This window comes from Allocoleopsis franciscana PCC 7113 (assembly GCF_000317515.1).
In the GTDB taxonomy this organism is placed as follows: domain Bacteria; phylum Cyanobacteriota; class Cyanobacteriia; order Cyanobacteriales; family Coleofasciculaceae; genus Allocoleopsis; species Allocoleopsis franciscana.
Map to the genome: position 1 here is coordinate 6590190 of NC_019738.1, position 20044 is coordinate 6610233.

At 45.5% G+C, this 20044-nt stretch carries 21 protein-coding genes and 2 pseudogenes; 12 read left to right on the plus strand and 11 right to left on the minus strand.

The window, feature by feature from the left end; genetic code table 11:
• The first annotated feature begins 326 nt into the window (after window positions 1-326).
• Complete coding sequence (locus tag MIC7113_RS27075) at window positions 327-1325, plus strand: aldo/keto reductase (protein ID WP_015185390.1); 999 nt, start codon at window positions 327-329, stop codon at window positions 1323-1325.
• 718 nt (window positions 1326-2043) lie between these two features.
• Here MIC7113_RS27075 and MIC7113_RS27080 read toward each other — a convergent pair.
• The 3 genes from MIC7113_RS27080 to MIC7113_RS38805 all read right to left on the minus strand — a co-directional run bounded on the left by MIC7113_RS27080 (window position 2044) and on the right by MIC7113_RS38805 (window position 4580).
• Complete coding sequence (locus tag MIC7113_RS27080; protein WP_015185391.1) at window positions 2044-3018, minus strand: ARPP-1 family domain-containing protein; 975 nt, start codon at window positions 3016-3018, stop codon at window positions 2044-2046.
• Window positions 3000-4370 carry a vWA domain-containing protein gene (locus tag MIC7113_RS27085; protein WP_015185392.1) on the minus strand — a complete coding sequence of 457 codons (1371 nt, stop codon included), beginning with the start codon at window positions 4368-4370 and terminating at the stop codon, window positions 3000-3002. The genes MIC7113_RS27080 and MIC7113_RS27085 overlap by 19 nt, the downstream gene beginning before the upstream one ends.
• Window positions 4371-4448: 78 nt before the next feature.
• Window positions 4449-4580: a hypothetical protein gene (locus MIC7113_RS38805; protein WP_256374781.1), complete on the minus strand. Its 132-nt coding sequence runs from the start codon at window positions 4578-4580 to the stop codon at window positions 4449-4451.
• Between the two features lie 57 nt (window positions 4581-4637).
• Here MIC7113_RS38805 and MIC7113_RS27090 point away from each other — a divergent pair, with 57 nt between their 5' ends.
• Together MIC7113_RS27090 and MIC7113_RS27095 are read left to right on the plus strand one after the other, a co-directional pair.
• Window positions 4638-5201 carry a Uma2 family endonuclease gene (locus tag MIC7113_RS27090; protein WP_015185393.1) on the plus strand — a complete coding sequence of 188 codons (564 nt, stop codon included), beginning with the start codon at window positions 4638-4640 and terminating at the stop codon, window positions 5199-5201.
• 57 nt (window positions 5202-5258) lie between these two features.
• Entirely contained in the window at window positions 5259-6062 is an 804-nt protein-coding gene (locus MIC7113_RS27095) for a GIY-YIG nuclease family protein (protein WP_015185394.1), read from the plus strand.
• 58 nt (window positions 6063-6120) lie between these two features.
• Here the strand turns inward: MIC7113_RS27095 and MIC7113_RS38810 are convergent, their stop codons facing one another.
• From MIC7113_RS38810 to MIC7113_RS27105, 3 genes are read right to left on the minus strand one after another with little or no spacing between them, the layout of a single operon-like run.
• Window positions 6121-6249 (minus strand): hypothetical protein, encoded by a 129-nt coding sequence (locus MIC7113_RS38810; RefSeq protein ID WP_256374782.1) that lies wholly within the window; start codon window positions 6247-6249, stop codon window positions 6121-6123.
• A 15-nt stretch (window positions 6250-6264) separates the two neighbouring features.
• Entirely contained in the window at window positions 6265-6606 is a 342-nt protein-coding gene (locus MIC7113_RS27100) for a XisI protein (RefSeq protein WP_015185395.1), read from the minus strand.
• Entirely contained in the window at window positions 6594-7010 is a 417-nt protein-coding gene (locus MIC7113_RS27105) for a XisH family protein (RefSeq protein WP_015185396.1), read from the minus strand. Before MIC7113_RS27105 ends, MIC7113_RS27100 begins: the two co-directional genes overlap by 13 nt.
• 156 nt (window positions 7011-7166) lie before the next feature.
• Between MIC7113_RS27105 and MIC7113_RS27110 the strand changes: the two genes are divergently transcribed.
• Window positions 7167-9167, plus strand: coding sequence for a glycoside hydrolase family 10 protein (locus tag MIC7113_RS27110; protein ID WP_015185397.1), 2001 nt, complete (start codon window positions 7167-7169; stop codon window positions 9165-9167).
• Window positions 9168-9511: 344 nt separating this feature from the next.
• Window positions 9512-10696 carry a mannosyltransferase family protein gene (locus tag MIC7113_RS27115; RefSeq protein WP_015185398.1) on the plus strand — a complete coding sequence of 395 codons (1185 nt, stop codon included), beginning with the start codon at window positions 9512-9514 and terminating at the stop codon, window positions 10694-10696.
• Between the two features lie 201 nt (window positions 10697-10897).
• Here MIC7113_RS27115 and gor read toward each other — a convergent pair whose 3' ends face one another.
• From gor to coaD, 3 genes are all read right to left on the minus strand, one after another.
• A complete protein-coding gene (gor, locus tag MIC7113_RS27120; RefSeq protein WP_015185399.1) occupies window positions 10898-12238 on the minus strand; it encodes a glutathione-disulfide reductase in 1341 nt (446 codons plus the stop codon).
• A gap of 72 nt (window positions 12239-12310) precedes the next feature.
• Window positions 12311-12904, minus strand: coding sequence for an ATP synthase F0 subunit B (locus tag MIC7113_RS27125; protein ID WP_015185400.1), 594 nt, complete (start codon window positions 12902-12904; stop codon window positions 12311-12313).
• Window positions 12905-12927: 23 nt separating this feature from the next.
• Window positions 12928-13482 (minus strand): pantetheine-phosphate adenylyltransferase, encoded by a 555-nt coding sequence (gene coaD / locus MIC7113_RS27130; RefSeq protein ID WP_041781331.1) that lies wholly within the window; start codon window positions 13480-13482, stop codon window positions 12928-12930.
• Window positions 13483-13566: 84 nt separating this feature from the next.
• Here coaD and MIC7113_RS39335 point away from each other — a divergent pair.
• The 5 genes and pseudogenes from MIC7113_RS39335 to MIC7113_RS27155 form a co-directional block, all read left to right on the plus strand.
• A pseudogene (locus MIC7113_RS39335) lies at window positions 13567-13662 on the plus strand (type II toxin-antitoxin system prevent-host-death family antitoxin); the annotation flags it as partial.
• Window positions 13659-13896: pseudogene (locus MIC7113_RS27135) on the plus strand (Txe/YoeB family addiction module toxin). The pseudogenes MIC7113_RS39335 and MIC7113_RS27135, both read left to right, overlap by 4 nt.
• A gap of 175 nt (window positions 13897-14071) precedes the next feature.
• Entirely contained in the window at window positions 14072-14320 is a 249-nt protein-coding gene (locus tag MIC7113_RS27140) for a hypothetical protein (protein ID WP_015185403.1), read from the plus strand.
• A gap of 124 nt (window positions 14321-14444) precedes the next feature.
• On the plus strand, window positions 14445-14651 hold the full coding sequence (locus tag MIC7113_RS27145; protein ID WP_015185404.1) for a hypothetical protein: 207 nt from the start codon (window positions 14445-14447) through the stop codon (window positions 14649-14651).
• Between the two features lie 225 nt (window positions 14652-14876).
• On the plus strand, window positions 14877-15833 hold the full coding sequence (locus tag MIC7113_RS27155) for a type II secretion system F family protein (protein ID WP_015185405.1): 957 nt from the start codon (window positions 14877-14879) through the stop codon (window positions 15831-15833).
• A gap of 41 nt (window positions 15834-15874) precedes the next feature.
• Here MIC7113_RS27155 and MIC7113_RS27160 read toward each other — a convergent pair whose 3' ends face one another.
• On the minus strand, window positions 15875-16777 hold the full coding sequence (locus MIC7113_RS27160) for a hypothetical protein (RefSeq protein ID WP_015185406.1): 903 nt from the start codon (window positions 16775-16777) through the stop codon (window positions 15875-15877).
• A 564-nt stretch (window positions 16778-17341) separates the two neighbouring features.
• Here MIC7113_RS27160 and MIC7113_RS27165 point away from each other — a divergent pair.
• Window positions 17342-18115, plus strand: coding sequence for a hypothetical protein (locus tag MIC7113_RS27165; RefSeq protein ID WP_015185407.1), 774 nt, complete (start codon window positions 17342-17344; stop codon window positions 18113-18115).
• Between the two features lie 24 nt (window positions 18116-18139).
• Window positions 18140-18640: a hypothetical protein gene (locus MIC7113_RS27170; protein WP_015185408.1), complete on the plus strand. Its 501-nt coding sequence runs from the start codon at window positions 18140-18142 to the stop codon at window positions 18638-18640.
• Between the two features lie 200 nt (window positions 18641-18840).
• Here MIC7113_RS27170 and msrP read toward each other — a convergent pair whose 3' ends face one another.
• Entirely contained in the window at window positions 18841-19824 is a 984-nt protein-coding gene (msrP, locus tag MIC7113_RS27175; protein WP_015185409.1) for a protein-methionine-sulfoxide reductase catalytic subunit MsrP, read from the minus strand.
• Between the last annotated feature and the right edge of the window lie 220 nt (window positions 19825-20044).

The window sequence follows — 20044 nt, forward strand, 5'->3', positions numbered from 1 at the left end:
AGAGTATCCTCTGTGAACCGCAAAAACTGAGAGAGCAATCCCTCTCTTTTCCCTTAAATCTTGAGGAAAAAATAGGCTTGAGTAATCCTGCTAAATGTAGAGATTGGATGAAGGCAAGAGTTGATTCGCTGGTTTCCAATCGACATTACCGCCACTGATGATTACGCCAATACGAAAATTTTGCAGAGTCACGATCCGTTCCCATAAAGCAGTCGTTGCTAAGATTCCAGTAGGTTCGATGATAATTTTCTAGGGTGTATCCAAGAAAAATAGGGATTTTTCCAACTGGATCGGCAAAATATAAATAAGAAGTGGAGCATCAACCCATGAGCGAAAAAACAACAAGACGTACATTTTTAACAACAAGCCTTGCCGTTGCAGGTGGCATCATTGGATGTGCCACGATCAAACAAGACCTCACATCCACGGCAAAAGATCAGCCACCTACAACAACAAACTTGCTATCAACTGGGACAACCATGCAAGAACGAGAGTTAGGCAAGACGGGTGTGAGTGTCCCAATCTTCGGTTTGGGGGGTGCAGGACAAACGCCATTATCCTGGGAGAACCGTGAACAGGATGCTGTAGCGATTATCGAACGTGCTTTAGAATTGGGAATTCGCTACTTTGATACAGCGGCTGAATATGGGCCAAGTGAAGACAATTTAGGGAAAGTACTACCACCGCATCGAGATAAGCTGTTTTTAGCCAGTAAGACATCGAAACGCGATCGCGATGGGGCTTGGCGGGAGTTGGAGCGATCGCTAAAACGTCTTAATACCGATCACCTCGATCTGTGGCAATTGCATCATGTTTCATTTGACCAAGAATTGGACACCATCTTCAGTAAAAATGGTGCGATTCAAGCGGTGGAAGAAGCCAAATCCCAGAAACTAATTCGCTTTGCTGGTATTACCGGACATCACGAGCCAAATATCATCATTGAAGGGTTACGTCGCTATAACTTTGATACTATCCTCATCCCCGTTAACGCTGTAGAAATACACCATCCTCGTTCTTTTATTCCTAGCGTATTGCCAGTCGCACGCGAGAAAGGAATTGGTGTGATTGCCATGAAAGTTCCAGCCTACGGACGTCTGTTCAAACCTGGCGTTTTAGATGGAATGCACCAAGCCATGGGATATACCCTTTCCCAAGCTGGAGTGCATTGTTGTGTGATTGCAGCAGAAACAGTTGCCCAGTTAGAGACGAATGTGGAAGTAGCACGAGCTTTCAAACCACTCAATGAGGCAACCCTAGCACAAATTGAGCAACGCACTGTTGCTAGCTGGCAAGACAATACCTTCTACCGTGCTTGGACTTAGCCTACGTTGAAGCTTAGAAAGTTGAACGTTTAACGTTTGGATATTAGAGTCTTGCTCCCTTTTAGGAAAAGTTGAAGGTTAGAAGGTTGACCGTTGAAAGTTGGGAAAATAATTTGATTTCATTTGTAGATTGTGATGAAAAAGCCGAGGGAGGGAATCGAACCCCCAGCCTACGTAAACGAGACGCAGGTGCCACCTTGGCAAAAAAAGAGTCTTGCACAGTTCCTACTCTTAAAATTAATGAGGACGGGCGGCAAGCACTTCAATTTTCTTGTTAACCTCGGCAAGAAAAGTTGGCTTTAATTGCCAGTTGTAACCAAGCAATAAGCCGATGAATCAAAATTAGAGCATCAAGACGTAGGACAGGCGGTTAGCGCAAGGACGTTTTTAGGCGTTGATTTGGAATCATCTATTAACGTTGTGCCTAACTCAGTTCCTAGTGATTTCTATGAGCAGCTTTTAGCCAAGGGCATGAATATATTAGCTTAGGACAGGCGGTCAGCGTGCAGACGTTCTTTAGTACCTGCTTGGAACCGGCTTGTTTACGTCGATTACCTGACTCAGTTCCTTATGTAATCTATCATACTACATTTGTTTTAAAGGTGTCAATCTCATTTTGGATTTTGATTGCATTGTCTGCCCTTAGTTAGGGGTTGTATTTTAACCCATTTAGTTTGTAGGGGCGTAGGCATCTACGCCCTTACCGAATCCTCTATTCCTAGTTCAGATACCCAGGCTTGGCGAACAGCGAAGCATACAGTAGACGCCCATCCTCTTCCACAAACTGACCGGCAAAATTTTTGCCCGTTACTGTTTGCAACCGGAGGCTCATGAAGCGTTCTTCTTCCTTAATTCTAAACTTCTGTTTCGGTGTCTGCGCTAACCAATTGCGGACTTGCTCTTGGCGTTCAAGGCGACTTTGATTAAGCTGTTCTCTCAATTCCTGGAGATTGTTCGCAGAGAAAGGAACCAAAGGTTTTTGCACCTTAATATCTTTCTCTTTATACATTGCCGCTACGCCGTAACAGAAGCAAACCAAAGGCATCCACAACTCTTGAAAGTAAGCCGCACTAGGGGCAATTTCCACCCCAACTAACTTATCCTGAATGAAGAACACAGCACCCGTTTGGTGAGGCAGTAATTCCAATCGGCTTTGATATTGGGTTAAAAATGCCCGTTTCCGACTGAGAATCTGCTCCAAATGACCACGATTGGGTAAACCAAACTGCTCATTGAGGCGAGTAATCCCATCCCAAAGTTTGCTGTAATCGTCCTTACCCCGAAGTTCCAGCGCTTCTTCCCGCAGTTGCAACGGTAGGATAAAGAACCACTGTTCGCGCCCTTCCAGGTAGCCGCCTTGAGAGGCTTGCACACAGCAGGCATCTTCAAACATCAGTTTTTGACCACCAGCGATAAACGCGGAACGGCACAGAGCATGGTTTTGCGCTCGGTCTTGAATATAACCCATGTGCAGGGGAACGATCGCAATTCCAGTTTCCGATGGGTTGGAAAGTTCCATATTTCCATAGCCGCGCACTTGAGTTAGCTTCAATCCAGAGAGAGGACTAACGAATCGACTATCGTTATCGGCACCGAACATCGGCAACACCGTCAGTGTTCCCGACTGCTGCGGCATTCCAAAACGATAAGTAGACAAGTCAAATTGAGTCGGAATTAATTGATGGTAGTCCAAGGTGCTACCTCCTTTTCGACCTTGTAGAGTTTTTCGAGTAGAAACTCCCGCAGGCACTCTGATGCACCGTTGCCGTCAGCCATCAAGAACAACGACAGCAGTATGTCTTCAAAGTCATCTTGATGCCAGAATTCCAGTTGCGGCAGGTTCTCGGCAGGACGCCGTAAAGTTAAGTCATCCGAGGGCGTAAACTTGCTATGGCACAAAACAACAGGCGTCTGCACACCCGCATTCGGCAAAGATGCCACAACACGTTCCAAGTCTCCGGGATAGACATTCTCATACCCATCCGTAACAATTGCCACTACATCCGGTGACGCTTCCAGCGCATCCAGGAGAGCCGTTGCTAAATCCGTGTTACCTTCCGGTACTGGCAGATATCCAGAACCTCCCACCGTATGAACTTGCAAATTAGCACAGCGTTTTTCGAGTACTCGTTGCAAGGCGATGGATTGAGCTAGAGCACAATATTCGCGTTCGCCATAACTACGAGTCGAGGCAGAAGCATCCAAAACGAGCGCCACTTTTCCTGCAAATCGGGGCAATTCCCGTGCCGCTTCCTCAACATAGCCCTCTACAGCCTGTTGCAACTGTGCCGAACTACCGCCCCGGTAGAGGTGAACCAGCGTAGCCGCAATGTCACCGCGATTCGTTGCCGTCACCGTCTTGGGTCGCTCTTGGTGCTGCTCAAACTTCTCGATATACTGCTGATGAGCTTGCTGATACTGACCGTTACCCGTTTGGCGTGTCCCCTGCTTGTAAACAAAAGGCAGGACGAATTTAACCCACTGAGCATCGCGGACAAACCGTAGCAAGTTGCGACGTAGATAGGCTTCGTTAGCCGTTACCTCTTCACTGAGCATCTTGGCGCAAGCTCGTGCCACATTCTTACCCAGTGCGTGTTCCAAGCAATCCACCAAAGTTGGACGACGGCTGCTCGCCATGTCTTCAAACTGAGGATGATTGAGAATGTACTTGAGGATGGCTTTTGTAGTATGTTTGTGATTCGCCCGAACTCGTCGCAGTGCCAGAAACACTGTCAACACTTGGTCAGGGTGCAAAACTGCCAGCAGCAAATCTGCAACACGCTCTAAAGTGCAACGAACTTCGTTGGACATCCCTTTGCGAGAGCGTTGCAGCAATTGGAACAATATCCGCACACGCTGCCAGGGTTGAATGGTTTCTGCTACAGCCAAAAGAGCATAAAGCTCTGGATTTTGGTCATAGTTCGACCGATGCAACGCTTCATCATTCCACTCAGGTGGTGCTGCGTCTCGCCGCAGGATAAAGGGCTGATTTTCTGTACGCAAATGCTGAAGGAAATTTGCGAGGGTTGGTTGGCTAATATCCATCGGACGCCTCCTCTCTCCAAATTTGAGGCGCGGGAAGGTAATGAGGTTGAACGTTACCGCCGCTTGATTACTTTTATACTACATGAATACTACAAAGGTGTCAAGAGGCTGGTGAGAATCTAAGAACGATTGAGCGATCGCGCCTAAAGGAGCTAGTACCGATACCTTGAGAGAAGATTGAGTAGAGGCATTTTTAGCGTTTTCGCTCAACGAATGTCCCCTCTACCTAGCAATATCCGCATCCAGCACAAATCGAGGTCACTTCAAATGGTACAAACACCCGCTAAACCTTTATCCTTGGAAGAGTTCCTGAAGCTACCCGAAACTGAACCTGCCAGCGAGTACATTGATGGTCAAATTATTCAAAAGCCAATGCCTCAAGGAGAACATAGCGTAATTCAGGGTGAATTGGTAACCTCTGTCAATGCAGTGGTAAAACCTCAAAAGATTGCACGAGCTTTTCCAGAACTGCGGTGTACCTTTGGAGGGAGGTCAATTGTACCTGATATAGCCGTATTTACTTGGGAGAGAATTCCTCGAAAGGAAAATGGTGGCGTAGCTAATGTTTTTCAAGCGGCTCCTGACTGGATAATTGAAATCCTATCTCCAGACCAAAGCGCTACGAAAGTCACGAAAAAAATTCTGCATAGTCTAAAACATGACACGCAAATGGGCTGGCTGATTGTCCCAGACGAACAGACGATCTTTGTTTATCAATCAAATCAACAACCAGAAGTATTTGAGGAGCCGGAAGAACAGCTTCCCGTACCTCTGTTTGCCAGTGAATTACGGCTGACAGTCGGTGAGGTATTTGGCTGGCTGTTGGAATAACTATGGTTTAGCCTTCTGTTCCCCGTACAGACAGAAATTTATTGCCAGAAAATTCCAATGTTGTCAAATACCCTTAACCTGTCTAAACTTCCGTCGGTTTATTTATTGGAAAAGGACAAACTACCTAACGATGCAGCTATTTATTTCGTATCTGACAGTCAAGGTCAAGTGCTTTATGTTGGCAGAACAGTTAATTTGGTTAAGCGGTGGCGAGAACACCACAGATTTAACCAGTTAAAAAGGTTGAATCGAAAAACTCGTATTAGTATTAGCTGGTTAACTTGCAGTAATGATATAAACACTCTCTCAAATCTTGAAAATGAATTTATAAATTCATATAAACCGCCACTAAATTGGTCAAAAGTGGTATCACCAGTTAGAAGAATAACTCCAGTTGAGATAGCGCTACAGCAGAGCCTTCAGCAGCTAGCCAAGTTCAACACTATGATATTTGGCTTTGACCCAATTGCTGACGAAGAACCGCCAACACTATATTTGCTTTATCCTGTCTATGGTCAGCGTGGTCTATCGGGCAGTATACGGAGTCTATTAAAAAAAATCAATAAAAAGGTTAGCGCGTTGAAGTGGAAAGAATACCATACAGAGCCTAAGTCTTTTGGTAAATTTGGATATTGGAAAACTGAGTATAACGGTATAAGAATAGACTTAACTCCAGTTCAAGGCTTAGTTCACTTTATGGATGATGCAGTTCGTCGAACTGTTGCTGGTGTAGAGCTTATGGCTTTTAGCCGTGAGCAGCTAGAAACACTTTTAGCCAATGTACCAGAGGAGGAAATTTCAGGTTTAGGTGCCTTGGAAGATGACCCTATTCCTATAGAATTTGTTACTCAAAGCCAATAAAACTATGTATGTGGTTACAGAGGAATTCATTAGGCTCTCTGCTCCAAACCGACAACCGCTAAAAAAATACAGGCAGAGGGAGTGAGCCTTGAATCAAATCGATTGTAATCTCGACAGATGCGATCGCAGGAAGGGAGCGATCGCCTAAACAAAGTGAGGAAAAAGTGCGATCGCAACATGAACTCATTACATTCAAAGTAGACTAAGCTGTCGCAAACTCCGTCAAAAGCCGCTTACTCGGATGTTGAAATCCCAAAACAATGTCCTCATGGGGAACCCCAGCTTCTAATAACTCATTCACGATTCCCTGCTTCGTCCAGTCTTCCTCAACCCAAATCTTTTCATCTCGAATTCGCAGGTAAACCGTTACCCCCTGAACTCGACGCTTGCCATCCCAACCAACGTAAAACCAAAAGTAGTGATCTCGAACCTCATCGAATGCCAAGCAATCTTCTATCCCATCCCTAGGAGCATTAGACACCCACTCGTAGTATTCAGTTAAGATTTTTTTGATTAAGTTGCGATAATGATTCAATTTGTCCATCGAATGATTATCTCCTTTTCAATATCTACGACTATCACTAGAAGATTGTTGGCTTCAATCACAGCTTGAATGGATTTTCGTTGAAATAAATTCTCATCAGTAATATCATCAATTGCTAAATAAAGTTTGTACTCTGGTTGTGTTAACTTAATGAGCTGGCGATACACCATATACTGACCCAAGGCGCTGTGAAAGTCATACATTAATGAGCGCCCCACAAAACTTTTAATTTCAACCACGATTTTCTGTTCATCGCGTTTAGCTGCAATGGGACGTTCAGCCGCTAAGTCAGCATACAGTTCAGCATCTTCATACACAATCCTGTACGGGTCAGCCGTGATTGTCCAGCCGTCCTTAACAAGAGCGGATTTAACAGCGTTGTGATAAATATCCTTTGCAGGCATCTCTCCACCAAACCTTACACCTATTTTAGGACTGGTGGTAAGGAAGCGATCGCATGAATTCTCACCACTACGGGATAGAGGCATATCCCCTAGAAGATCAATCCCTAGAGTGATGCTAAAATCGACCCAACTAAAGGGAACTACATCCGCTGGAATATGGTCGCCACACCCCCTCGCTTCTCTGATATTCAAAATCACTGGGCACGTTTATTTATAGAAGGTTTAGCCAATCAGGGCATGATTAGCGGGTTTCCCGATGGCACGTTTCGCCCTAATCAAGCGATGAATCGAGCTGAGTTCGCTGCCATCTTACAGAAAGCCTTTACCCAACCCAAAAAGCGGCAATACGTTCCTTTTGTCGATGTTCCAGCCAAGTTCTGGGCAGCCCCAGCCATTCAAAAAGCGTATGAAACTGGATTCATCTCCGGGTATCCAGGTAATCGATTCCGCCCCGAAGCCAGTATTTCCCGATTAGAAGTATTACTCTCTCTCGCCACGGGCTTAGATATTCCTGCTAATAATACATTCGCGCTCAAAGTTTCACTGCCAGAACGCTATCAAGATGCGGCTCAAATCCCCACCTATGCTACAGATAAAATTAGAGCGGCTACAGGGGCAAACCTGGTGGTAAATTATCCTAATTTAAAGCAACTCAGACCCCTTGATGCGGCGACTCGTGCAGAGGTGGCAGCCTTTATTTACCAAGCCTTGGTCTATTTGGAAAAAGTGCCTGCCATTACTTCTGAATATATAGTAATTGTTCGCCCGAAAACCGTTTCAGTGAGCCATCAACGGGAGTTTAGAGCAGTTTGGGTAACAACGGCATGGAATATTGATTGGCCGTCTCAACGCGGACTTCCTGTCGAACAACAAAAAAGTGAACTCATTCAAATTCTTGACCGGATACAAGCCCTCAATTTTAATGCAATAGTCTTACAAGTACGACCGACAGGAGATGCTTTATACTCCTCTCAATTAGAGCCTTGGAGTGAATGGTTAACGGGCACTCAAGGTAAAGCACCTGAACCGTTTTATGACCCCTTAGAATTTGCGATCGCCGAAGCTCATAAGCGTAATATTGAACTTCATGCTTGGTTCAATCCCTACCGTGCGGGAACTTCTTCCCAACGTTCGCCCAACGTTCGCCCTCATATCGCACTTGCCTATCCAGAATATGTCTACCAATACGATACCAATTTGTGGATGGACCCAGGAGCACAAGTCATTCAAGATTGGACATACAATGTCATTCTCGATGTAGTGCGCCGCTATGACATCGATGGTGTTCACTTAGATGACTATTTTTATCCCTATCCTGTTACCGGAGTGAAATTTCCGGATGAGAAAACTTACAGCGTTTATCAAGCCGCAGGGGGTAAACTAGCGATCGCAGACTGGCGGCGAGATAATGTTAATCGCATGACGCAACGCCTCTCTTCAGGAATCCAAGCCACAAAGCGTCACGTTAAATTTGGCATCAGTCCCTTTGGCATTAATCGCCCTGGACAACCCCCTCAGATTAAAGGGTTAGATCAGTATGAAGCCATCTATGCTGACCCGAAAAAGTGGCTAGAAGAGAGTTGGGTCGATTATATGTCCCCTCAACTCTACTGGCGGATTGACCCCCCACAACAGAGTTACTCGGCTTTGCTGCAATGGTGGGTGGATAATAATCCTCAAGGTCGCCACATTTATCCCGGTAATAACCTCAGTAAGCTGGATGGCAAAGACTGGCCAATTTCTGAGTATGAAAGACAGGTGGAAATTACGCGAAATCTAGCCCCAAAACTCGCTTTGGGGAATATTTTTTATAGTATGAAGCCATTATCTCAAAATCGCTTAGGTGTTTTTGAGCGGTTTCAAACCTCGCTTTATCCCGAACTGGCATTGGTTCCTAATATGCCGTGGCTGGGTGCTGTAGCGCCGCCTATTCCTGATGATGTGATGATGAAAGACGGCAAGCTAACCTGGAAAGCTGCCAGTTCTGGAAATATTCGTTCTTTTTCGCTCTATAAACAGAATGCCGATGCCTGGAAGCTGATGCAAATCATTAACAGTGCCACCACGACTGTTACGATAGAGCCGGGAACCTATGCTTTGTGTGCGGTGGATAATCTTGCCAATGAAAGCGCAGGAGTTGTTATCTCGGTCACATAAAATGATAAGACCGAAAGTTTAGACTTAAATTGAATTTTCTTTAACTAAGGTAATCTTTTAATATATCTTAAATAGTGCCTCACATACCTGTACCTATTGATAGGGACAGAGTTGGGTCTATTGAGAGATGATATTAGAGGGAATTTCAGGAAATCTTTATATTTAATCAAGTGGTAATAAACCGATGTTTTATTCGGTAGGCTTTATATTGATTCTTCAACATCTAGACAAATTTTCAGTACATAGTCTCACACCTTACAAAATATTTGCATTTGTAAACTTTTCCTGTTTAACTAACTATAAAATGTCCTTCCGTTAACACTGTTTTCAACAGGAGCTATCTTGTGTCTAGTAGCCTAAAATTACCGATTAGACCGCCTAGATTGGGAAGAAATTTATCAGAAAAATCAATTCAGGGATTGCAGTTTGTGTTTGTAATGTGGCTGCTGAGTCGGCTGTTGATTATCATTGCAATGCAGATCATCGCGCCTCATTATCCCGCTACACCTGCTGAACATCCTACGCCATTTCCTCTAGATTTTGTCCCCAATTTTGTTCCTACCAGTAGCTGGGAACTTTTTACCCATTGGGATGCGGCTTGGTTTAAACAAATAGTCACTCAAGGCTATAACTATGCCGATGATGGGAAAATGTACAATATTGCTTTTTTCCCGGTCTTTCCTTTATTTGTTCGAGCCGTGATGAGTCTCGGTTTCTCATTTGAGATAGCCGGTCTACTGGTGAACAATTTAGCGCTCTTAGGTGCCATGATTCTTCTATACCTTTGGGTAGAGGAGCGTCATGGGGATAGTGCAGCTAGGTGGGCAACGGCAGTGATGGCTTGGTGTCCCTTTTCCTTATTCGGCACAGTTATCTACTCAGAAGGGTTATTTCTGTTATTCAGTACAGCCGCTTTGAGAGCGTTTGAAAAGCATCAGTATGCCAGTGCTGCGTTGTGGGGGGCACTAACGACAGGAACGCGAGTCACGGGAGTGGTGCTGATACCCACCTTTTTTGTTGTAGCCTGGAGAGAAAAAAGACCCCCAATTGCTTACCTTGCCGGTCTGGCTACCAGTGGGGGGCTAGTGTTATTCATGCTGTATGGTTGGATTCGTTTTGGTCATCCTTTGACCTTTGTGCATGTGCAGAAGGCATGGGGTACGGCTTCTGGAATTAACTTGCAGGGTTGGTGGAGTATGATTGTGAATCTTTTCCACTGGCGATGGGGGGCTGTCAAAGAATTCACGAAGTTGTTTATGGTCTTTGGTAGTGCTTATCTGTTTTGGCACATGCGCCATCAGATTACGCGAGTTGGCACTGTCTATGGTCTTTTCTCTATATTGCTGATTATCAACTCTGGTGCAGTTTTATCGGTCAACCGATACGTTTATGGTGTGGTGACGGCATCTCTGGCGCTAGGTGTGTTGCTTTCTCGTCACCCTCGTTGGGGATTTGCGACGATGGGCTTGTTTGGTACGATGCTGGTTGGCTTTGCCATTCGTTTTGCCTGGTGGCGTTGGGTGGCGTAAGCCAGTCATATCGAATTGGTTTGCATTAGGAAATATTTTTTAACGCAGAGAACGCTGAGGGGGACGCAGAGGGACGCAGAGGTTTTTGAAGAATTCTGATGCAAATTGAAATGAGTTCAAAGGGCAAAAAAGTAAGGAAGGATGAAGGATGAAATTGTTAGAGGGCACTTCATTTTTCATCCTTCACACTTGATGCTTCAGTTAGCGTAAGGTGACGAACTCTTCTGCTGTGGAAGGATGGATACCAACTGTAGCGTCAAAGTCTTGTTTCGTGGCTCCCATCTTGAGGGCGATCGCAATTCCTTGTATGATTTCTGCGGCATGTTCGCCGACCATGTGAGCACCCAAGACTTTCTGAGTATCCTCCTCGACGACTAATTTCACCATTGTCTTGTCTGCCCGACCACTGAGAGTGTGGTACATGGGTCTAAAGGCAGCGCGATAGCACTTCACGGCTTCACCCCAATTCTTCCTCGCTTGGGCTTCTGTTAAACCCACTGCCGCCCCTTCAGGAGTAGAAAAAATCGCTGAAGGAATGTTATCGTAAGCCATTTTCCGGGGTTGACCGCCAAATTCGGTATCGGCAAAGGCACGACCTTCATTAATCGCAACTGGGGTTAGATTCACACGGTTGGTGCAATCCCCAACGGCAAAAATATGCGGCTGGTTGGTGCGACTATATTCATCGACTGCAATGGCATCTTTTTTAATGTCCACCCCAGCATTTTCTAGACCCATATTTTGCAAATTGGGCTTGCGACCGGTGGCAGAAAGAATCACATCGGCAGTTACGGTCACGTTGCTATTCGCGATCGCCAGTTTAAGACCTTCTGGGGTTTTTTCAATAGAGGCCGCTTGAGAGTGGTTGAGAATCTCAATCCCGTGCTGTTGCATTCCCTCTTGAATGCCTGAACGTAGATCGTCGTCGAAGCCTCGTAAAATCAGATCGTTGCGATCGAGCAGAGTCACCTTAGAACCCAGGCCGTTCATAATGCAAGCAAATTCCACGCCGATATAGCCAGTGCCAATAATGGCGATGTGTTTGGGTTGCTCCTTGAGGTGAAACATGGCATCAGAGACAATGGCATGTTCAATGCCTGGAATATCTGGCTTATAAGGGTGTCCCCCAACCGCAATTAAAATTTTATCGGCTGTAACTTTGCGGTCATTGATTTCTAAGGTGTGGGGATCGAGGAACTTGGCATAACCATTGATTAGGTCTACTCGTGCATTGTCAAGCATCCGCTGATACACCCCATTGAGGCGTTCGAGTTCCTGGTTGACGGCCGTAATCATCTTTTGCCAGTCGAGGGTACTGTGTACGGCACTCCAGCCATAGCCTTGTGCATCCTCAAACAGGTGAGGGAAGTGAGAGGCGTAGACCATCAATTTTTTAGGGATGCAGCCACGATTCACACAGGTGCCCCCTAATTGGCTAAATTCTGCAATCCCTACTTTTGCCCCATATTGTGCCGCCCGCCTCGCTGTCGCGATTCCTCCCGAACCCGCACCAATCACAAACAAATCGTAATCGTAAGTCATGATTTGATAAGCTCCTTTTTACTTTAGTGTACGAACTGGCACGGTGGAGTAGTGGAGGATTAAGCTCTCCATTCATTTCTTGGGTGGAGGCGATGAGGGTCGTGTGGCAGACGTTCCGGGGTCTATTTCAGGTGGATAATCGGGGGGTGGTTCCCCTTGCAACTGATGCCGCCCATTGCGAATCACCCGGAGCATTTCGGTTAGTTGCTGCTCGATACTGGTGAGAACGGCATCGGCGTAGTCATCGGCACCATTTTGAATATCCTCACATTCGGTGAGTGCCATCAGGCGCATCTGCTCTAGTTCTTGCTGTGCTTGCAGGCGCATCCGCTCAATTTCTGTTAGGGTTTGCTCTTGGATGGCTTCACACTCTTGCTGCACTCGCTTGCGGATTTGGTTGGCTTCCATTTCTGCCTGCTGGATAATGCCCATTTCATCCAAAATCTGGTCAGCCCGTCGTTCGGCGGCTTCCATAATTTCTTGGGCATATTCTTCGGCTTGCAGGAGAATTTCCTCCCGTTGACGGACGATTTTTTCCGCGTCTTCAAACGCTGCTGGTAGGCTTTCCCGGACTAAATCCAGTTGAGCCAACAACATCTCTTCATCCACCACGGTGCGTTTGGTCAAGGGGATATGCCAGCTTTCGACGATCAAGATTTCTTCCATACGGTTGAGTTCCCGTTGGATATCTACACCTCTCGATCCATTCGACGGTGGTTCACCTGAGTTGTTGGATTCGTCTCGGTCGGGGGGGTCGCTCCGGGATGGGTCTCGGTGTAACATCGGCAAATATCTAGCGCAACCTGCTGAGGAACAAGATGATTGACGGAGCCGCCAAATTTGGCAATCTCCTTAACTACGCTACTACTTAAGAAACTGTACTCGTTCGAGGTAGCGAGAAAAACGGTTTCAATCTCATCCCAGAGGGTTTGGTTAGTATGAGCCATCTGGAGTTCTTTCTCAAAATCTGAAACGGCTCGTAGCCCCCGCAGTAGCACTTTAGCATTCTTCAGTCTCGCATATTCCACGGTCAAACCGTTAAAGCTGTCTACTTCAACGTTGGACAGATGCGGGGTACATCGGCGTATTTGCTCAATTCGCTCTTGTACGGTAAATAAGGGCGATTTATCGGGATTGCGTAGCACGGCGACAATCACATGGTCAAAGAGCCTGGAGCCACGTTCGATAATGTCGAGATGCCCTAAGGTAATTGGATCGAAACTGCCTGGGTAGATTGCAATCACTTGAGGAGTATCAGGAGAAGATACTGAGGCATTATACCGAGCGATCGCTATTTTATGATTAAGTGCACTTAAGAGTGTCAATCTGACATCTTGTATCAGTTGCAACAACCCGCTAGGGAATCAATTCGTGCTGGTTTGGCGACTCCGATTGAAGAATGCGATCGGGAGTTGGAGTGGTGACTTGGCAACTTGTCTACACGAAACAGGCTCAGAAAGATGCTAAGAAGCTGGCTCAAAGTAACTTAATCATTGAAATCGATCCATTTCAGAATCCCCCACCCTATGAAAAGCTGGTGGGTGATTTATCTGGTGCTTACTCGCGGCGCATCAATATTCAGCATCGTCTCGTGTATGAAGTGATTGAGTCAGAAAATGGGCGTGAAGATTCTGCGGATGTGGACTCATTATGAGTAGTTTTTTTACAACCTGAGCGAAGATGCGATCGCTCTCACCTTGCCATACACACCAAAGCCTCTTAGTTGAATCGTCCTGATTTGCTGTTTTGGCTATTACATGGCAAAGAACCGAACCTCAACAGTAAATCAAATATGCCAGTATACGGATACTCAACATCATAGAGAATTTAACAATGTTGCCTACTTCTCCTGAGCCTCAATCTCGCAAGTTGATCAATATTGCATCTAGATTTTTCTGGGGGGCGATCATCGGTTGTCTTCTCGGCCTGTTACCACTGTCTTATGTTTGGGACTTCGCTTCTGACGTAACGACCGTACACATTCTGGTTCTTGTAGGATTTGGCTTACTGGGAGGAATTTTAGGTACGGTTAGCAAGACTCAACAAATTGCTAGTTTCTTTGAGTCAATTTCTTGGTTTTGAAACTTATCCAACTCTTCACTTGCTTCTAGACCATCAATTTGATCGCCTTCGCTAGTATCAGAGGCGATCGCTAATTTAGAGCGCAGTGATCGCTTTTCCTCAAGACATTACCCAGATTTTGACAATGAAACACTCCGACTGGCTGCGCCTTCAAACAGAAGGCGACAGAATCTGTGCAACCTTGCGCCAACAGGGATACAAATGCCACAAACAGACTCGACGCCTATCCTGGAAACTTGGCTCATTGGATCAGGGCGACTACATTGATATTCCTAATGAACAACTTCAACATACAACTGACCAAGAAGAAGCACCAAGTCTTGGCGAATAGAATTCGCATCTACAAAAACAAAGTCCGCCTACGCGGACTCGCAAAAAGCCAAGTCTTTGAAACCTGCGTAGGCAGGTTTAGTTTGTGTAACTGCGGTTTCAACCGCCTAATGGCACTCAACTTCAACCACCAACTCCACCGAAGATCAGGGGCTTGGATTGCTAAGACTTCTGGCAACTGAGCTAAGGTAAAACTCAAGACAATGGCAATAGTTTGTGGCAAACCGTGGCTCTACCGAACCGATTAACGCTTCAGCAAAAAGCCCAGTTCTTTTATCAGTTGGCATCTGCGCTCAACTCTGGCATGAATGTGCAGCAGAGTTTAACCTTAATGCGTCAGAATGGGCATCCTTCCTTCCAGCGCTATTTGCAACAGGTTATTATTGCCTTGGATACTGGTCAAGAATTAGCTTCAGCACTGGCAGTTGACTCTGGCTATTTTGACAGTTGGACAATTAGCTTGATTCGCTTGGCAGAATATAGTGGTTCATTAGCCCAAACTTGCCAGCAATTAGCGATCGCAGCAGAAGCTCAAACCAGACGCAAACGACTGGGGCGTTCAGTGCGATTCTCAGTCATCAGCACGATTTGGAGCCTACTCATCTTATCAGCCGCAATTCTTAATCCTAACGCCACAGGTCTGCTTCGGCTGGAATTTTGGTTGAGAAGTTTAGCGATCGCACTACTTTTATGGGGCATCAGTTTCTTCCTTTCTCGCTATTCCAGTCAAGGTTCACGGCAACTTGCTCTGAAGTTGCCGATTTTAGGTAAGCTGGTGCAGGCGCGATCGCTGCTGGATTTAGCCCAGTTACGGTTACCTTTAAGTTGCGGCGTCCCTCCTCTGACGGCTGTAGAATTGCTCAAAGAGCATCTTCCAGACCCAATTATGAGAGCCAATCTCACCCGTGCAGCGCGACTCATCCGGATGGGGCAACCCCTCAGCGTTTCTCTGGAAGGTAAAGTACCACCGACAGCGTTGGAGATGATTCGCACCGGGGAAGCAATCGGCAATCTCGATACGGCACTGGAAAACGTAGCCCAATACTACGAAACAGAGTTAGAACAGGGACTAAAATTGCTACAGGCGAGTTTACGTCCCTTAAGCTTTGTGGCGATCGCGAGTTTAGTTGCTGTCGTGGGTATTCGGAGTTTAACCGTGTTGCTTGATTCACTACCGGGTTAAACCCGAATAGCGATCGCGACGCTAGCAGCAGCAAAAATTCGCTACCAATCCAAGTACACAGCCCCCCCCATATTCTCATCATCTGAACCCACAATTAGGCCGCCATTCCGCCCCGGTACAAGGTCAATGGCTTCGATTTTGTGATATTTAAAGCGATACAACGGAACAAGTTGAGAATTCTGGCGAAATATAATTTGCTGTTCGCGACTTCCAAACGCACCTGCCACATATACGGCTGATAAAAAAGGCCCATCATCCCCGTTATCCGTAGCGGAAGAGATGAACAGAACCCCGGCTGAGTCTACCTTTAAGTCGGAAATGTGGCGAACCGCTGAGACAGGGAACGGTACTTTTAAGGGAACGGAACGGATTGAAGTAATCTGATAAGTATTGAGGTCAAGCCGTCCCCAGTCCAGTACGGCTGGATCATTATCTTCCCCCCGATGCGCCCATACTGCTATTAACTGGTCATCGATGCGCTGCACCGCAAACCCTTCAAAATTGCTACCTTTGGCAATATTGGGCAAATCAAAAACTTTAAGAATTGAAATACTTTGCTTCGAGGCATCCAAGCGGAAGTGATAAACCTTTCCGGCACTGGTAGCCGCCATAAACGTCGGTTCAGATGTTCCAGGGACAGCAGTTAGAGACTCTAGATCAACAGGTAACGGGGTATTACTAGGCCACTTTAAGGGGAAATATTGGGGTGAATCTTCACCTTTAATCGTGATGATTGCCAAACGTCCCTGATTCTTTTGTTTGTTGTCATGAGCAACCAGAAATGAATTGGAATCACTTTGCTGAGTGAGTAGCACCATCCCACTGATGCCAAAGGCTATGCCACCGCGCACGGGACGCCACTGTTGGGAAAGAACCGGCTGGGGTACGAGAGACAATGTTACCCAAGCGGCGAGGGTAATCAGGAATCTTGGAAATTGACGCATATTTTACCTGTGGGGGGCTTCATGCGTACCCCACTACGACTAAAGGCTGACTCTACAAAGGTGCCAGTCCACTTTAGCAGACTCGCTTTATTAAGCCGATTGTTAAAGCCCAAGTGGGTTTTATTGCTTGCTCAAAAGGGAGTAAAGTCTGAGTTGTGCAACCAATTAAGGCTTATAAACGTTGTGGCGTAATCTTGCTTCTCCGTCTTTGAGGTTGCTTTCCTCCTGAATCAAAGACTGAAAATGTTCATATTCTCGAATACTGACACGCACAAATTAATTCATTGCTCGTGGGCTAGTGACCTACTAACCCTCTCTATCAAAAGATAGGTTTTAGCTCTTAGCTACCTTTTTGCTGGCAGTACAGCAGAACTAGTAGTAAAATGGGTCAAGCTGTATCAAATAGCGCTAGTTTTACCTACCTTAGATAGCTGTAGCCTAGCTTTCCTAGCTACAGTAAGTGTTACAGCGTGTATACTCTTTGCATTTTTATCTATTGTGCGAAGATGTAGACAAGTTGATGTTGACCTTAAAAGTCAACAAACCTCCAATGAGGGTAAACACATGACGACTTTTTTTGAAGAACGTCTCAGCAAAGACTTCATCAGCGAGAAACTGGAAGGACAACTTGACGAAATTAAACAGCAACTAGAGGAAATTTCTCGTTATGAATCTATAAATTCAATACTTGCTGAGGAATTGTGCAAGGCAAGAGAACTATTTAAGAAAGATAGTCTCACTAAGGATGACCTAATAGTTTTAGGAGAAATTTTTAATCGAATTTCTTCTAGCACCTCAACTTTTGCTAATCGGCATCAGAAGAGGCTTTCTCCAGAAGCTTACAAAGAAATAAAACTTAATGCATACAAGTTCAGAGTTTCAGGGAAAACCTGTCAGATAACAGCTTCTCCCCTGGTCATTTTAAAATCTAAAGACAGCCTGAAAAACCTAAAAAAATGGTGTGAAGCTCTTGAAACTTATGCAGAATTTCTTGATGGAGGCGATTTAGAAAATCTTCCTCCAGAGATTAAGATTTATCTGCAAAAACTATGCAATGTAGCAATTGAAGTAACAGTTCAAGCCTACATTGACAATCCCAAAAAAGAGAAATACAGAAGATCACTTAGAAATTCTGCGAGTTTCATCATTCAATGGATACAAAACCATAGTCAAACAGACGTGGAAAACTTTGCCATAGGAAGTTTGCCTAGCGCTAAACTCTTAGAGGAGACAAAAAATCGGCTACACTTATTAGATTTACTAAGTCCCTCAAATAATCAGGAAGCTACAGAGCAAAGAGAAACTCGCGAGTATCTAAGACAAACTCTTGGTAGTTAAATATAATGGGGAGTGCAATTTAGAATGCCAATTGTCTTACTTGACTCTACTCCGCTAGGATTACTAACCCACCCAGCTAACGATAGAGAGCCATTAGAATGTAAAAGCTGGGTTAAACGCCTAGTGCTAGGTGGCATTCAAGTTGCTATCCCTCAGATAATAGACTATGAATCCCGACGAGAATTAATCCGCGCCAAGAAATTAAAAAGCGTTCAGCAACTGGATATTGCAAAACAAGCTCTACCTGTAGCGCTCATTAATGAAAGAGTAACTATAAAAGCCGCACAGTTATGGGCGTGGGCGCGAAACACAGGACAGCAAACAGCCCATGACGAAAATATAGATATAGACGTTATATTGGCTGCTCAAGCTATCATGCTTGCCGAACAGGAACAAGATTATGTTGTAATTGCAACAGGTAATGTAGACCACCTTGCTAGGTATGCTCCTGCTATGTTTTGGCAAGAAATCACTGTTGAAAATTGTTTAAAGCCAAAAGTCGCCGTTCTTAATCGAAAAAGCTAATAGCCAAACTGATTTACCTACTTATCAACGATCGCTCCTCACCTCCCCTTACTATCCTCAATCAAAGCCTGAAGCCGCTTATTCTTTACCAGACAATCTAAATCTGGATCGGTGTAGAGCCTTCTTAGCGCCCTTTTTAACCGGAGCGACCGAAACTGAAGGTGAGGATGAGCAGGGTTGGGTGTATCGATGAGTAAGCTCTAATACAAACTCGCCACATATTCCCCATAACCGTTATAAGGAAGCGTTGGGCGTTTTTTCCACTTCAGATCGGGTCCTTGGCTGATAAATTTTTCCGTCGCCTGTGACCACCGAGGGTGAGGCTTTGTGGGATTAACATTGGCCTCAAAATCATATTCATGAGAATCAATGGTATTCCAAAATGTTGCAGGTTGAGCCTCAACAAAGTCAACTTTCACAATTGATTTTGCCCCCTTGAATCCATACTTCCAAGGCAACACCGCTCGAATTGGTGAACCATGCTGTTTCGGTAACAAATGACCATAATTGCCAATGGCAAAAAACGCCAGATCATTGGCCATTTCTTCCAGACGTAACCCTTCCGTATAAGGCCAGGGTAGCTTTTGCCCTAATGTCCAGAAAGGGCCAACTGTAATTTTAGAATCGTAATAAGAAATAAACCTGACAAACTTCGCTTTATCCGTTGGCTCGACCGCAGCTATCAGCGACTTCATCGGGAATCCAATCCAGGGAATTACCATCGACCAAGCTTCGACACAGCGGAACCGATAGATGCGCTCTTCAATAGGAAAAGCTTTCTGCAAATCATCTAAATCATAAGTGCGCGGATTTTTCACCAAACCCGTCACCTCAACTTTCCAGTCTTCGGTGGGTAATGCCTGAGCCGCTTGCCAAATGGATTTGGTCATGCCGAACTCATAGTAGTTGTTATACTGTCCTGCCAGGATTCGGTCTGTAGTCGGGCGGTCAACCTCAGAAAAAGCGGGATTGCGCTTAGCCTCTAAATTGGCGGTATCCAGAGTTGCGGCTAATTTGCTATTGACTTCCTCACCCTTCTCACAGCCGAGAATTGGCATCAGACTTGCTCCGATACCAGCCCTCATCAGGGTTTTCAGGAATCGACGACGATTGAGATAGGCGGATTCTGGGGTAACGTCTCGCTCTGGGATTTCCCAGGATTTGGGCACGCGGATAATTGTCATTGGATACAAAGAAGGTGACGGCTGAAGCTGATGGCTTATTTAGGCGTGAAGGCCAGTTCTCGATCCTTTAGAATCGCTTTGCTGCTTAGATCCTATCGCTTCTGTCTCATACCAAGTTGCATTCAAATGTATAACTCTCTCTTTCTCTGGCCTCAGCGTCCTCTGAGCCTCTGTGGTTTGTTCAATTCTAGTAAGAGCAGCAACTCAGTATCACTCACAC